The 12,182-nt window shown below is 63.6% G+C and carries 18 protein-coding genes; 1 reads left to right on the top strand and 17 read right to left on the bottom strand.

Annotation, left to right across the window (positions count from 1 at the left end):
- The first annotated feature begins 10 nt into the window (after positions 1-10).
- Positions 11-1,075 (top strand): tRNA epoxyqueuosine(34) reductase QueG, encoded by a 1,065-nt coding sequence (queG, locus tag ACR9Y6_RS00805; protein WP_481279554.1) that lies wholly within the window; start codon positions 11-13, stop codon positions 1,073-1,075.
- Positions 1,076-1,079: 4 nt separating this feature from the next.
- Here the strand turns inward: queG and ACR9Y6_RS00800 are convergent, their stop codons facing one another.
- The 17 genes from ACR9Y6_RS00800 to rplX form a co-directional block, all read right to left on the bottom strand.
- On the bottom strand, positions 1,080-2,453 hold the full coding sequence (locus tag ACR9Y6_RS00800) for a class II 3-deoxy-7-phosphoheptulonate synthase (protein ID WP_481279553.1): 1,374 nt from the start codon (positions 2,451-2,453) through the stop codon (positions 1,080-1,082).
- A gap of 42 nt (positions 2,454-2,495) precedes the next feature.
- Complete coding sequence (locus ACR9Y6_RS00795; RefSeq protein WP_481279552.1) at positions 2,496-2,996, bottom strand: disulfide bond formation protein B; 501 nt, start codon at positions 2,994-2,996, stop codon at positions 2,496-2,498.
- An 836-nt stretch (positions 2,997-3,832) separates the two neighbouring features.
- Complete coding sequence (rplQ, locus tag ACR9Y6_RS00790; RefSeq protein WP_306849943.1) at positions 3,833-4,219, bottom strand: 50S ribosomal protein L17; 387 nt, start codon at positions 4,217-4,219, stop codon at positions 3,833-3,835.
- A gap of 210 nt (positions 4,220-4,429) precedes the next feature.
- A complete protein-coding gene (locus ACR9Y6_RS00785) occupies positions 4,430-5,428 on the bottom strand; it encodes a DNA-directed RNA polymerase subunit alpha (protein WP_046967234.1) in 999 nt (332 codons plus the stop codon).
- A 16-nt stretch (positions 5,429-5,444) separates the two neighbouring features.
- On the bottom strand, positions 5,445-6,071 hold the full coding sequence (gene rpsD / locus ACR9Y6_RS00780) for a 30S ribosomal protein S4 (protein ID WP_029213873.1): 627 nt from the start codon (positions 6,069-6,071) through the stop codon (positions 5,445-5,447).
- An 11-nt stretch (positions 6,072-6,082) separates the two neighbouring features.
- The gene (gene rpsK, locus ACR9Y6_RS00775; protein ID WP_007513384.1) at positions 6,083-6,469 is read right to left on the bottom strand and encodes a 30S ribosomal protein S11; all 387 of its coding nucleotides are present in this window, start codon (positions 6,467-6,469) and stop codon (positions 6,083-6,085) included.
- 12 nt (positions 6,470-6,481) lie between these two features.
- Positions 6,482-6,838 (bottom strand): 30S ribosomal protein S13, encoded by a 357-nt coding sequence (gene rpsM, locus ACR9Y6_RS00770; RefSeq protein ID WP_029213875.1) that lies wholly within the window; start codon positions 6,836-6,838, stop codon positions 6,482-6,484.
- 124 nt (positions 6,839-6,962) lie between these two features.
- The gene (gene secY, locus ACR9Y6_RS00765) at positions 6,963-8,285 is read right to left on the bottom strand and encodes a preprotein translocase subunit SecY (protein WP_481279551.1); all 1,323 of its coding nucleotides are present in this window, start codon (positions 8,283-8,285) and stop codon (positions 6,963-6,965) included.
- A 4-nt stretch (positions 8,286-8,289) separates the two neighbouring features.
- The gene (gene rplO / locus ACR9Y6_RS00760) at positions 8,290-8,721 is read right to left on the bottom strand and encodes a 50S ribosomal protein L15 (RefSeq protein WP_306849898.1); all 432 of its coding nucleotides are present in this window, start codon (positions 8,719-8,721) and stop codon (positions 8,290-8,292) included.
- A 5-nt stretch (positions 8,722-8,726) separates the two neighbouring features.
- Entirely contained in the window at positions 8,727-8,924 is a 198-nt protein-coding gene (gene rpmD, locus ACR9Y6_RS00755; RefSeq protein ID WP_371023350.1) for a 50S ribosomal protein L30, read from the bottom strand.
- The gene (gene rpsE, locus ACR9Y6_RS00750) at positions 8,917-9,426 is read right to left on the bottom strand and encodes a 30S ribosomal protein S5 (protein ID WP_029213879.1); all 510 of its coding nucleotides are present in this window, start codon (positions 9,424-9,426) and stop codon (positions 8,917-8,919) included. The genes rpmD and rpsE overlap by 8 nt, the downstream gene beginning before the upstream one ends.
- Before the next feature lie 121 nt (positions 9,427-9,547).
- A complete protein-coding gene (gene rplR, locus ACR9Y6_RS00745; protein ID WP_306849892.1) occupies positions 9,548-9,898 on the bottom strand; it encodes a 50S ribosomal protein L18 in 351 nt (116 codons plus the stop codon).
- A 30-nt stretch (positions 9,899-9,928) separates the two neighbouring features.
- Positions 9,929-10,456, bottom strand: a complete 528-nt coding sequence (rplF, locus tag ACR9Y6_RS00740) for a 50S ribosomal protein L6 (RefSeq protein WP_481279550.1) — start codon at positions 10,454-10,456, stop codon at positions 9,929-9,931.
- A gap of 11 nt (positions 10,457-10,467) precedes the next feature.
- A complete protein-coding gene (gene rpsH / locus ACR9Y6_RS00735) occupies positions 10,468-10,863 on the bottom strand; it encodes a 30S ribosomal protein S8 (RefSeq protein WP_072322781.1) in 396 nt (131 codons plus the stop codon).
- A gap of 127 nt (positions 10,864-10,990) precedes the next feature.
- Positions 10,991-11,296 carry a 30S ribosomal protein S14 gene (gene rpsN, locus ACR9Y6_RS00730; protein WP_306849888.1) on the bottom strand — a complete coding sequence of 102 codons (306 nt, stop codon included), beginning with the start codon at positions 11,294-11,296 and terminating at the stop codon, positions 10,991-10,993.
- A 13-nt stretch (positions 11,297-11,309) separates the two neighbouring features.
- Complete coding sequence (rplE, locus tag ACR9Y6_RS00725) at positions 11,310-11,849, bottom strand: 50S ribosomal protein L5 (RefSeq protein ID WP_306849886.1); 540 nt, start codon at positions 11,847-11,849, stop codon at positions 11,310-11,312.
- Positions 11,850-11,861: 12 nt separating this feature from the next.
- Positions 11,862-12,173 (bottom strand): 50S ribosomal protein L24, encoded by a 312-nt coding sequence (gene rplX, locus ACR9Y6_RS00720; RefSeq protein WP_090054986.1) that lies wholly within the window; start codon positions 12,171-12,173, stop codon positions 11,862-11,864.
- Positions 12,174-12,182 lie beyond the last annotated feature (9 nt).

Below are 12,182 nucleotides of genomic sequence, written 5' to 3'. Positions count from 1 at the left end.
GAATGGACGCATGTCCGCTTCCTCTTCCATCGACTACGCCGCCCTCGCCGCCCAGATCAAGCAATGGGCTCGCGAGCTCGGTTTCGCGGACGTGGGCGTCGCGGGCATCGAGCTGGGCGACGACGAGGCGTACCTGGAACGCTGGCTGGCCGAAGGACACCACGGCGAAATGGACTACATGGCTCGCCATGGCAGGCGGCGTAGCCGTCCCGCGGAACTGGAGCCGGGCACGCTTCGCGTGATCTCCGTTCGCATGGATTATGTACCGCCGGGCACGCCGAATGCCTGGGATGTCATCCACGACCGCGAGCAGGCCTATATCGCCCGCTACGCCCTCGGCCGCGATTACCACAAGGTGATGCGCAACCGCCTGCAGAAGCTCGCCGCGAAAATCGAAGAGCGTGTCGGCGACTTTCGCTATCGTGCGTACGTCGATTCCGCACCGGTGCTGGAAAAGGCGATCGCGCGCAACGCAGGGCTCGGCTGGATCGGCAAGCACACGGTACTGATCAACAAGCGCGCGGGTTCCTACTTCTTCCTCGGCGAACTCTATACCGACTTGCCGTTACCCGTGGACGAGCCGGCCAGCGCCCACTGCGGCAGTTGCCGGCGCTGCATCGACGTCTGCCCCACGCAGGCGATCGTAGGGCCGTACCGGCTGGATGCACGCAAGTGCATTTCCTACCTCACCATCGAACTCAAGGGCAGCATTCCCATCGAGTTGCGCGAACCGATGGGCAACCGCGTCTTCGGTTGTGACGATTGCCAGCTGGTTTGCCCCTGGAACAAGTTCGCGCAAGAGGCGACCGAGCCCGACTTCGCACAGCGGCATAGCCTTGATGGACCCAGGCTGGTCGACCTGTTCGCCTGGAGCGAGCAGGAGTTCCTCTCGCGCACGGAAGGCATGGCGATACGCCGCGCCGGCTATGAAGGTTGGCTGCGCAATATCGCCGTGGGCCTGGGCAATGCGCCCACAAGCGACGAAGTCATCGCCGCGCTCGACGCGCGCGCCGGCGATCCGTCACCGGTCGTGCGCGAGCATGTGGCGTGGGCCCGGGAACGGCACGACCGCTAAGGAGTCAGGCCATCCCGCCGGATTTGCGCACGATCAGCATCGCCATTTCCAGCGACTGCTCATAGTTGAGTCGCGGATCGACCATGGAGCGGTAGGCACGATCGAGGTCACCTTCGACGAGGTCGCGGGCACCGCCAAGGCATTCCGTGACATCTTCGCCCGTGAGTTCGAGATGCACGCCGCCGAGACGTGTACCGGCCGCGGCGTGGATGTCGAAAGCCTGGTCGAGTTCGCCGGCGATGTTGGCGAAGCGCCGGGTCTTGTAGCCGTTGCTGGTGCTCTCGGTGTTGCCGTGCATCGGATCGGCCACCCACAGCACGCGACGTCCCTCGCGCTTCACCGCCTCGAGCAACGGCTGCAGGTGCGTACCGATCTTGTCGTTACCCATGCGATGGATGAGGGTCAGGCGGCCCGGCTCCTCGTTCGGGTTGAGGACATCGATCAGGCGCAGCAGATCGTCCGCCTGGACCGTCGGGCCAACCTTCACCGCGATGGGATTGCGGATGCCACGGAAGTACTCCGTGTGCGCGCCGTCGAGCGCGGCGGTGCGCATGCCGATCCAGGGAAAGTGCGTGGACAGGTTGAACCAGCCGTCCTGTCGCGGCACCCGCCGGGTGAGGGCTTCCTCGTAGTGCAACAGGAGCGCCTCGTGCGAGGTGTAGAAGTCCACGCGCGAGTAGCTGGAGATCGATTGCCCGGCGAGAGTCTCCATGAAACGCAGCGAATCGCCGATGCTGGCGACCATGCGCTTGTATTCCGCGGCGAGCGGCGAATGCTCCACCCAGGCGAGATCCCAGTATTCGGGATGGTGCAGGTCGGCGAAGCCACCGTCGATCAATGCGCGAACGAAGTTCATCGTCATCGCCGAGCGTGCATGCGCCTTGATGAAACGCTGTGGATCGGCGCGGCGCGCCTCGGGCGTGAACTCGGGGCTGTTGACCAGATCGCCCCGGAAGGCCGGCAACGTCACGCCATCGCGGGTTTCCGTGTCGGCCGATCGCGGCTTCGCGTACTGGCCGGCGAAACGACCGACGCGCAACACCGGTTTCTTCAGGCCGTGCACGAGCACGAGGCTCATCTGCAACAGCACCTTGAGCCGATTCGAAATGATCGGGCTGTTGCAGTCCGCGAAGCTCTCCGCGCAATCGCCGCCCTGGAGCAGGAAGCGTTCGCCGTCCTGCGCTTCGGCGATGCGCTCCTTCAGCGCCAGGATCTCCCACGAGGTGACCAGCGGCGGCAGTTCACCGAGCTGCGCCAGCGCGCGGTTGAGCTCGTCGGCGTCTTCGTACGTCGGCTGCTGGAGGGCGGTCCTCGACCGCCACGAGCCCGGCGTCCAGTCGATGGACGGGGGAACTACGGCTTTGAGGGAGTGCTGCATGGGGTAATGCCTACGTGGAAGCGCCTCGCGAGGCGCGGAAAGTCAACGAACGCTGCGGCGCAGGGACAGGAGAGCCCACACGACGAGAACGACGAACCAGAACAGGGTCCATCCCGGCATCGGCACGCCGAGGATCGGCTCGATCTTCGCGCACTCGCCAGAGCCAGTGAACGCCAGTTTCAGCATCTTCATGAACGGAAACGCGTCGAACAGGTAGCCCAGTCCAGGGCCGCAGGCAGGAACCTCGCTGGCAGGAAGAGACTGCAGCCACAGGTGACGCCCTGCCGTGCCGATGCCCCACAGTCCACCTAGCGTGATGAGGATCGCGTAGGTGGCGCGAGCGCCGCGCTTCACCGGCGCATGCAACCCACCGATGAGAAAGAACAGGCCCATGAAGCACACAGCGATGCGCTGGAAGATGCACAGCGGACACGGGTCCAGGTGCATCACGTACTGCGAGTACAACGCAAAGCCCATGAGGGCCGCGCAGACAACGAAAGCAGCGAGATAGCGTGTGCGGAAGGACCAGTTACGAGGGTTCATGTGGGGATGGTGCGATGCGGGACACCCACGTTAACTCTTTGTGTAGGCACTTGTCAGCAGGCGCACGCAGTTTCATTGGTAACCATGTCAATCACTTGTGAGGTGCGCAGAGAGCACGGAGGTGTTGTGTGCACAAGCAACGCCCGCCATCTGAGCGGACACTGCCCCCGTGTGGATGCCGTCCCTGGAGGGGAGCCGTCTTCGTGCGAGATCCCCTCACCGTGGTGGGAGCGGACCGTGTCCGCGAACCCTCATCCCGGGATGAGCGAACGAGGCGATGCATCGCAACCGAGCGAGCGGTGACAAGCCTCGCCCGATCAGTGCAAGCCTCCTTCGCCACCGGAGAGATCGAGGATTCGCGGGCCAGCCCGCTTCCCACCCGGGTGCGGCAAGTGGCAAGCGACACGGAGAGCGACACGCGACACGTGGCTAGCGGTGCTCTGCCAACCAATCCACCCCAGGGTCGAAAGAGCTGCCGGGCGCCACCCTCGGCGCGACATTAGGAGCCGAGGACGGGCGGGCGGAGAAGGCCCGCAGGGGGCCGGCCAGGGATGGCCGGCCGTTTCCGCTGAGCCAGGAAGGCGAATCGGAAACCCCCGCCCGACCGTCCGAGCCCGCCGGGGCGCAGCCATCAAACACGGCCGCGCAGCGGCATCCCTTCCCAAGGGACGGCGACTACCGTCGCGCCGAGGGTGGCGCCCGGCAGCTCCCCTCGCCGCACACGACGAGCGCGATGGCGAAGCCGAGCCGCAAGCTCCCCCCATCCCACGACACAAAGCAAAAAAAACCCCGGCAGGTTTCCCGGCCGGGGTTCTTTCGATCAAGCCTGGAAGGGCTTAGTCGGCGTCGACTGCTTCGCCCGCGGTCGGGCGGTCCACCAGCTCGACATACGCCATCGGGGCGTTGTCACCCGGGCGGAAGCCGCACTTGAGGATGCGCAGGTAGCCGCCGGGACGCTCGCGGTAGCGAGGACCCAGCTCGACGAAGAGCTTGCCGACAGCCTGCTTGTCGCGCAGGCGCGAGAAAGCGAGACGACGGTTGGCGACGCCATCGGTCTTGGCGAGCGTGATGAGCGGCTCGGCGACGCGACGGAGTTCCTTCGCCTTGGGAAGGGTGGTTCGGATAAGCTCGTGCTTGATCAGCGACGAAGCCATGTTCTTGAACATCGCTTCGCGGTGGCTGCTCGTGCGGTTGAGCTTGCGACCGGATTTCTGGTGGCGCATGGCGTTTACTCTCTAAGTCTATTGTTATGAAAAGCCGGTCAGGATGAGCCGACTTCCCGCGGTTACCCGCTGATGCAGGGCACTAAGAACGCCCCGCTATAAGAGCACGGCCTCTTTGGACCGCTTTGGAATCCCGGTGGAAGTGCGCGAGGCATCCGCCGGGTGGTGCAAAGGATCGGGGCGATCGAATGCCGATCGCCCCGTGAAACATCAGCCCAGCTGCATGCCGTGGGAAAGACCCGGCGGCGGCCAGTTTTCGAGCTTCATGCCAAGGGCGAGACCACGTCCGCCCAGCACATCCTTGATTTCCGTCAGCGACTTCTTGCCAAGGTTCGGCGTCTTCAGCAGCTCGACCTCGGTCTTCTGGACCAGGTCGCCGATGTAGTAGATGCTCTCGGCCTTGAGGCAGTTCGCCGAACGGACCGTCAGTTCGAGATCGTCGATCGGACGCAGCAGGAGCGGATCGAACCCACCCTTCTCCGCCTTGGTCGAATCGCTCTCGCGGCGCGAGAAATCGCCGAAAACCGACAGCTGATCGTTGATGATTTCAGCAGCCTTGCGGACTGCGTCTTCAGCACCGATCGTGCCGTTCGTCTCGATGTCGAGCACGAGCTTGTCGAGGTTGGTGCGCTGCTCGACACGAGCCGCGTCCACTTCGTAAGCCACGCGCAGGACCGGCGCGAACGACGCGTCGAGCTGCAGACGGCCGATCGGCCGCGTCTCGTCATCCGGGTGCTGGCGCGCGCTGGCCGGCTGGTAGCCGACGCCACGACGCACCTTCAGGCGCATGTTCAGTGCCACATCCTTGGTGAGGTGGCAGATCACGTGCTCCGGGTTGACGATTTCAACGGAATGATCGACCGCGATATCGCCCGCGGTGACCACGCCCTTGCCCTTCTTCGACAGCGTCAGGGTGACTTCATCACCGCTGTGCTGACGGATGGCGACATCCTTGAGGTTCAGCAGGACTTCGATCACGTCCTCCTGCAGGCCTTCCAGGGTGGTGTACTCGTGCAGCACGCCGTCGATTTCGACCTCGACGATCGCGCTGCCCGGAATCGAAGAGAGCAGCACGCGGCGCAGCGCGTTGCCCAGGGTGTGACCAAAGCCACGCTCGAGCGGCTCGACCACCACCTTAGCGCGGTTCGCTCCAAGCTGCTCGACGCTGAGGCCACGAGGCCGCAGCACACTAGTTGACGAAACTGCCATGCAAGGCTCCGGTGGATTACTTCGAGTAAAGCTCGACGATCAGGGCTTCGTTGATATCGGCCGGCAGATCACCGCGATCCGGAACGGCCTTGAACGTGCCTGCGAACTTCTTGCTGTCGACCTCGACCCACGACGGACGAAGATCCATCGTGTCGTAGATCGTCGCCGCTTCCTGCACGCGCAACTGCGTGCGGGCCTTCTCCGTCAGCGAGACCTCATCGCCCGGGCGGACATGATAGGAAGGCACGTTGACCTTCTTACCGTTGACCGTGACGGACTTGTGGGCCACGAGCTGGCGAGCCTGGGCGCGGGTGACCGCGAAACCCATGCGGTAGACGACATTGTCGAGACGGCTTTCCAGGAGGCGAAGCAGGTTTTCACCCGTATTGCCCTTCTGGGTCGAAGCCTTGGTGTAGTAGTTGCTGAACTGACGCTCAAGCACGCCGTAGATGCGCTTGACCTTCTGCTTCTCACGCAACTGAACAGCGTAGTCGGACAGGCGGGCGCGCTTGTTTGCGCCATGCTGGCCGGGCTTGTTTTCGAGCTTGCACTTGGAATCGAGCGCGCGGGCGGGGCTCTTCAGACCGAGGTCGGCACCCTCACGACGCGCAAGTTTGCAGGTAGCTCCACGATAACGGGCCATGGGTATGCTCCTTAGACGCGACGCTTCTTGGGGGGACGGCAGCCGTTATGCGGAATCGGCGTGACGTCGATGATGTTGAGCACCTTGTAGCCCAACGCGTTCAGAGAGCGCACGGCCGACTCGCGGCCCGGGCCGGGGCCCTTGATGCGCACTTCCACGGTCTTCACACCGTAGTCGCCAGCGGCGCGGCCGGCCTTTTCGGCGGCGACCTGCGCTGCGAACGGGGTCGACTTACGGGAACCGCGGAAACCCGCGCCGCCCGCCGTCGCCCACGACAGGGCGTTGCCCTGGCGATCGGTGATCGTGACGATGGTGTTGTTGAAAGAAGCCTGCACGTGGGCCACGGCATCCGTGACGACGCGCTTGATCTTCTTCTTGGTTTTAACCGGCTTAGCCATGATCGGTATCCGTTACTTCTTGATCGGACGACGCGGACCCTTGCGGGTACGGGCGTTGGTACGCGTGCGCTGGCCGCGCACCGGCAGGCCGCGACGGTGGCGCAGGCCACGGTAGCAACCAAGATCCATGAGGCGCTTGACCGCCATGCCGATTTCGCGACGAAGGTCGCCCTCGACCGTGTACTTGGCGATCTCCGCGCGGATCTTCTCGACCTCGCCTTCGCTGAGCGACTTGATGGGGGTGGTCGCAACCACGCCCGCGTCGACGCAAACCTGCTTCGCCCGCGAACGGCCGATTCCGTAAATGCTCTGCAAACCAACCCAGACATGCTTCTGGACCGGCAAATTGACACCCGCGATGCGCGCCATGATGTACTGTCTCCGATGCGTTTCGTGCGCGGTAAACGCGCAATTCTAACCGTAATTAACCTAAACGGGAAGTCCTGCGGCGCTGGGCGCCAAGGCCTCCCCTACTTGGGGCCTCCGTCGCGTCTCAGCTGCGACGGAGATTGGACTTCTTAAGCAGACTCTCGTACTGGTGGCTGACGAGATGGGCCTGGACCTGAGCCGTAAAGTCCATCACCACCACCACCACGATCAGCAGCGAAGTGCCGCCGAAATAGAACGGGACGTGCCAGGCGTTCTGCATGAACGTGGGCACCAGGCAGACCAGTACGATGTAGAGCGCGCCAACACCGGTAAGCCGGGTCATGACGCCATCGATGTAGTCCGCCGTGGCACGACCCGGGCGGATGCCCGGAATCAACGCGCCCGAACGCTTGAGGTTATCGGCCGTTTCCTGCGAATTGAACACGATCGCCGTATAGAAGAAGGCGAAACCGATCACCAGCACCGCGAACACGATGTCGTGGACCGGCTCACCCGGGCTCAGCGCCGTGGTCAGCCATTGCAGCCAACGGGACTGGTGGGCAGAGCCGAACCAGGTCGCCGCGGTCGCGGGGAAAAGCAGCAGGCTGGTCGCGAAGATCGGCGGAATGACGCCCGCCATGTTGATCTTCAGCGGCAGGTGCGAGGTCTGGCGCTGGAACTGACGCTGGCTGCCCTGCTTCGCGTAATTCACGGTGATACGCCGCTGGGCGCGCTCCATGAACACCACGAAGGCCGTGACCGCCAGGATCACCACGGTGACCATCAGCAGCTTCAGGACCGACAGCTCGCCGTTGTTCGCCATGGACAGCGTGTGCACGATGGCACCCGGCAAGCCCGCGACGATACCGGCGAAGATCAGCATCGAGATACCGTTGCCGATTCCGCGCTCCGTGATCTGCTCACCCAGCCACATCAGGAACATCGTGCCGGCGGTGAGGCCGACGACCGACGCCATGACGAAGCCGGCACCCGGCATGTAGACCACCGGTGCGCCGCCCGTGGCGACCTGCTTCTGCAGGGCCACCGCGATGCCGAACGCCTGGAAGGCCGCGAGGCCCACCGTGCCAAAGCGCGTGTAGGTGGTCATCTTGCGACGACCCGCCTCGCCTTCCTTGCGCAATGCCATGAGCGACGGAATGACCGAGCCCATCATCTGCACCACGATCGACGCCGAGATGTACGGCACCACACCGAGAGCGAACACCGAGAAGCGGGACAGCGAACCACCCGAGAACATGTTGACCATGTTCAACAGGCCGCCACCACCCTCGACCAGGCTCGTCATCGCCTCGGGGTTCACGCCCGGAACGGGAATGAACGAGCCGAGACGGAAGACGATCAGCGCACCGATAAGGAAAAAGATGCGCTGACGCAGTTCCGTCAGTTTGCCCAGCGAGCCGAGCGTTGTGCCCTGCGCTGCAGCCACCTGATTACTCCACGCTGCCGCCGGCGGCTTCGATGGCCGCCTTGGCGCCGGCCGTCGCAAGCACACCGGAGAGCTTCACCGCACGGGTGATTTCGCCCTTCAGGACGATCTTGACCTTCTTCGCGCGGCTGGTCACGAGACCGGCGGCGTGCAGGGCGATCAGATCGATGGTGTCGGACTTGACCGACGCCAGCTGGTACAGCATGACCTGTTCCGTATCGGCCTTCTTCAGCGAACGGAAGCCGACCTTCGGCAAACGACGCTGCAGCGGCATCTGGCCGCCTTCGAAACCGACGCGGTGCGTATTGCCGGCACGGGCGTGCTGACCCTTGTGACCACGGCCGGCGGTCTTGCCGAGGCCGGAGCCGATACCGCGCGCGACGCGGGTACGGGTCTTGCGGGCGCCCTTGCCGGGCCTGAGTTCATTAAGACGCATGACGTTTACTCCTCGACCCGGACCAGGTAGTAGACCGTGTTGATAAGGCCACGGACCTGGGGGCTATCCTTCAGTTCGCGCACATCGTTGAGCTTGTTCAGGCCCAGGGCCTTCACGCTCAGACGATGACGACCCTGTACACCGCGAAGGCCCTTGACGAGGCGGACGCGGACGGTGCCGGTGTTTTCGTTGTTCTTAGCCATTGCCGAGGACCTCTTCGATCGTCTTGCCACGCTTGGCGGCAATGCGCTTCGGCGATGCAACGGCCTGGAGGCCCTTGATCGTGGCGCGGACGAGGTTGATCGGGTTGCGCGAGCCGACGGCCTTCGCAAGCACGTCCTTCACGCCGACCACTTCGAGGACGGCGCGCATGGCACCGCCGGCGATGACGCCAGTACCCTGCGAGGCGGGCTGCATGTAGACGCGGGCCGCACCGTGGTTCGCCTTGATCGCGTACCAGAGCGTGCCATTGTTCAGTTCGATCGACACCATGTTGCGGCGGGCGCGTTCCATCGCCTTGGAAATGGCGACCGGCACTTCGCGCGCCTTGCCATAACCAAAGCCGACGCGACCCTCGCCATCGCCGACAACGGTCAGCGCGGTGAAGCTCATCTGGCGGCCACCCTTGACGGTCTTGGCCACGCGGTTGACGGCGATCAGCTTTTCAAGCATGCCGTCCGAATTTTCGCGATCTGTCGAGGACATCTCTCTTTCCTGTCTGCCCGGACGTACCGGGACTTCTGTTTACGGCTTGGTCGCCGCTTGGAGTTGTAGTTACAGCGGGCGGCACCGGTCCCTGGGGACCGATGCCGTGGCCTGACGCCTCTTAGAACTTGAGGCCGGCCTCACGCGCCGCGTCGGCAAGAGCCTTGATGCGACCGTGATAACGAAAACCCGAGCGATCGAAGGCAACGGCTTCGATACCGGCGGCCTTGGCGCGCTCGGCAACGACGCGACCGACCGTGCTGGCGGCCTCGATGTTCTTCTTGCTCTTGAGGCCTTCGGCCACCGACTTCTGCACGGTCGAGGCGGCTGCCACGACGGTGCCGTTCGGTGCGAAGACCTGGGCGTAGATGTGCTGACCGGTGCGGTGCACGCTCAGGCGGGCGACGGCGAGCTCACGGATGTGGGCACGGGTCGACTTGGCGCGGCGCAGGCGGGAATCGTTCTTGTTCATCGTCTCGTCTCCAGAAAGCGGATAGGCCGATTAGGCCTTCTTGGCTTCCTTCAGGATGATCGTCTCGCCGGCGTAGCGGACACCCTTGCCCTTGTAGGGCTCCGGCGAACGGAACGCGCGGATCTTCGCGGCCACCTGGCCCACGAGCTGCTTGTCGGCACCCTTCACCAGGACTTCCGTCTGCGACGGAACTTCGATGGTGATGCCTTCCGGCGCCTCGAAGATCACCGGGTGCGAATAACCCAGCGAGAGGTTGACCGACTTACCGGTGAGCTGGGCGCGGTAACCCACGCCGACGAGCTCGAGCTTCTTCTCGAAGCCGTTGGCCACGCCATGGATCATGTTGGCGACGATCGCGCGGGCGGTACCGCCGAACTTGTCGTCGGCACCCTCGGCGAGAACGACGTTCGCGACGCCATTCTCCTGCTGGAACGAAACGCCCGGCAGTTCGTGGGTGGTCAGGGTGCCCTTCGGGCCCTTGACGGTGACGGTGCCGTTGGCGATCGAGAGTTCGACGCCCTTCGGCAAGGTGATGGGCTGCTTGGCTACACGTGACATGTCGGGACTCCTTACGCCACCTGGCCGATGACTTCGCCGCCCAGACCCTTCGCACGGGCCTGCGCGTCGGTCAGGAGACCGGCGGAAGTCGAGATGATCGAGATACCCAGGCCACCGAGGACCTTCGGCAGCTCGTCCTTGCCGCGGTAGACGCGGAGACCGGAACGGCTGACACGGGAGATGGTTTCGATGGCCGGACGGCCTTCAAAGTACTTCAGCTTGATCTCGAGGACCGGCTTGCCAGCTTCGTCAGCGGCACGGGCGTCGAGAATATAGCCTTCGTTCTGCAGAAGCTTGGCCAGGGCCAGCTTCATCTTCGACGACGGCATACGGACAACCGACTTGCCAGAGGCCTGGCCATTACGGATGCGCGTAAACAGATCGGCGATGGGATCAGTCATGCTCATAAGAAAACCCTTGAGAGTGCACCGATATCCGAATTACCGGAAATCTTAAATTGTAAAGCCGACAATCGTCGGTCTGCGTTGCGCAGACCGACGACTATAACAGCTTGCCCCGCCGTTGGCGAGTTTTTTACCAGCTAGCCTTGCGCAAGCCCGGCACGTCGCCACGCATGGTGGCTTCGCGGAGCTTGTTGCGGCCCAGGCCGAACTTGCTGTAGACGCCACGCGGGCGGCCGGTCAGGGCGCAGCGATTACGCTGGCGCACCGGGCTGGCATCGCGCGGAAGCTTCTGCAGCTTGGTCTGGGCTTCCATCTTTTCGTCGTACGACGCAGTGGCGCTCAGGACGATCGCCTTCAGTTCGGCGCGCTTGGCGGCGAACTTCTTCACGATCTTGGTGCGCTTGAGGTCGCGCTCGACCATCGAGGTCTTGGCCATGTTCTACCTGTGATCAGTTGCGGAACGGGAAGCTGAAGGCTTCCAGCAACGCCTTGGCTTCTTCGTCGGTCTTGGCGGTGGTGGTGATGGAGATATCCATGCCACGCAGCGCGTCGACCTGATCGAAGTCGATTTCCGGGAAAATGATCTGTTCCTTGATGCCGAAGTTGTAGTTACCACGGCCATCGAAGGCACGACCCGAGACACCACGGAAGTCGCGCGTACGCGGCAGCGAGATGTTGATCAGGCGGTCCAGGAATTCCCACATCTGGGCACGACGGAGCGTGACCTTGCAACCGATCGGCCAACCGTCGCGGATCTTGAACGAAGCGACCGACACGCGGGCCTTCGTCGTGATCGGCTTCTGGCCGGCGATCTTGGTCATATCGGCCACGGCGTTCTCGAGGATCTTCTTGTTACCGGCGGCTTCGCCGACGCCCATGTTGAGCGTGATCTTCGTGATGCGGGGCACTTCCATGACGTTCTGGTAACCGAAGCGCTCAGTGAGCTTCTGCATTACCGACTCTTTGTAAAACGATTCAAGGCGGGTCATGACTTCGATTCCTTACGCGTCGACCACTTCGCCCGAACGGAACACGCGCACCTTGCGCCCGTCCTCGAGCGTCTTGGTGCCCACGCGCTCGCCCTTGTTCGTGGCGGAGTTGAAGAGCTGTACGTTGGAGATATGGATCGAGGCCTCACGTTCGACGATTCCGCCCGGCTGGTTGGCCTGCGGGTTCGGCTTGGTGTGGCGCTTGACCAGGTTCACGTTCGAGACGACCACGCGGTCGCCATCGACGCGCAGCACGTCGCCGCGCTGTCCCTTGTTCTTGCCGGTGATGACGACGACGTTATCACCCTTGCGGATACGGTTCATGGTCTGGCC

It is taken from the genome of Luteibacter sp. TLI7-4A (genome assembly GCF_056754745.1).
The sequence above is the reverse complement of the archived record's forward strand: the minus strand, read 5'-3'. Positions and strand labels throughout refer to the sequence as shown.

Excerpts from the sequence above, each read along its gene's own strand:
- ACR9Y6_RS00795 (WP_481279552.1), bottom strand. The coding sequence starts at position 2,996 with ATGAACCCTCGTAACTGGTCCTTCCGCACACGCTATCTCGCTGCTTTC.
- rplE (WP_306849886.1), bottom strand. The coding sequence starts at position 11,849 with ATGACCCGCCTTGAATCGTTTTACAAAGAGTCGGTAATGCAGAAGCTC.
- rplR (WP_306849892.1), bottom strand. The coding sequence starts at position 9,898 with ATGAACAAGAACGATTCCCGCCTGCGCCGCGCCAAGTCGACCCGTGCC.
- rplX (WP_090054986.1), bottom strand. The coding sequence starts at position 12,173 with ATGAACCGTATCCGCAAGGGTGATAACGTCGTCGTCATCACCGGCAAG.
- ACR9Y6_RS00785 (WP_046967234.1), bottom strand. The coding sequence starts at position 5,428 with ATGGCAGTTTCGTCAACTAGTGTGCTGCGGCCTCGTGGCCTCAGCGTC.
- rpsM (WP_029213875.1), bottom strand. The coding sequence starts at position 6,838 with ATGGCGCGCATCGCGGGTGTCAATTTGCCGGTCCAGAAGCATGTCTGG.
- rpsE (WP_029213879.1), bottom strand. The coding sequence starts at position 9,426 with ATGTCCTCGACAGATCGCGAAAATTCGGACGGCATGCTTGAAAAGCTG.
- queG (WP_481279554.1), top strand. The coding sequence starts at position 11 with ATGTCCGCTTCCTCTTCCATCGACTACGCCGCCCTCGCCGCCCAGATC.
- rplF (WP_481279550.1), bottom strand. The coding sequence starts at position 10,456 with ATGTCACGTGTAGCCAAGCAGCCCATCACCTTGCCGAAGGGCGTCGAA.
- rplO (WP_306849898.1), bottom strand. The coding sequence starts at position 8,721 with ATGCGTCTTAATGAACTCAGGCCCGGCAAGGGCGCCCGCAAGACCCGT.
- rplQ (WP_306849943.1), bottom strand. The coding sequence starts at position 4,219 with ATGCGCCACCAGAAATCCGGTCGCAAGCTCAACCGCACGAGCAGCCAC.
- rpmD (WP_371023350.1), bottom strand. The coding sequence starts at position 8,924 with ATGGCTAAGAACAACGAAAACACCGGCACCGTCCGCGTCCGCCTCGTC.
- rpsN (WP_306849888.1), bottom strand. The coding sequence starts at position 11,296 with ATGGCCAAGACCTCGATGGTCGAGCGCGACCTCAAGCGCACCAAGATC.
- rpsD (WP_029213873.1), bottom strand. The coding sequence starts at position 6,071 with ATGGCCCGTTATCGTGGAGCTACCTGCAAACTTGCGCGTCGTGAGGGT.
- rpsK (WP_007513384.1), bottom strand. The coding sequence starts at position 6,469 with ATGGCTAAGCCGGTTAAAACCAAGAAGAAGATCAAGCGCGTCGTCACG.
- ACR9Y6_RS00800 (WP_481279553.1), bottom strand. The coding sequence starts at position 2,453 with ATGCAGCACTCCCTCAAAGCCGTAGTTCCCCCGTCCATCGACTGGACG.
- rpsH (WP_072322781.1), bottom strand. The coding sequence starts at position 10,863 with ATGAGCATGACTGATCCCATCGCCGATCTGTTTACGCGCATCCGTAAT.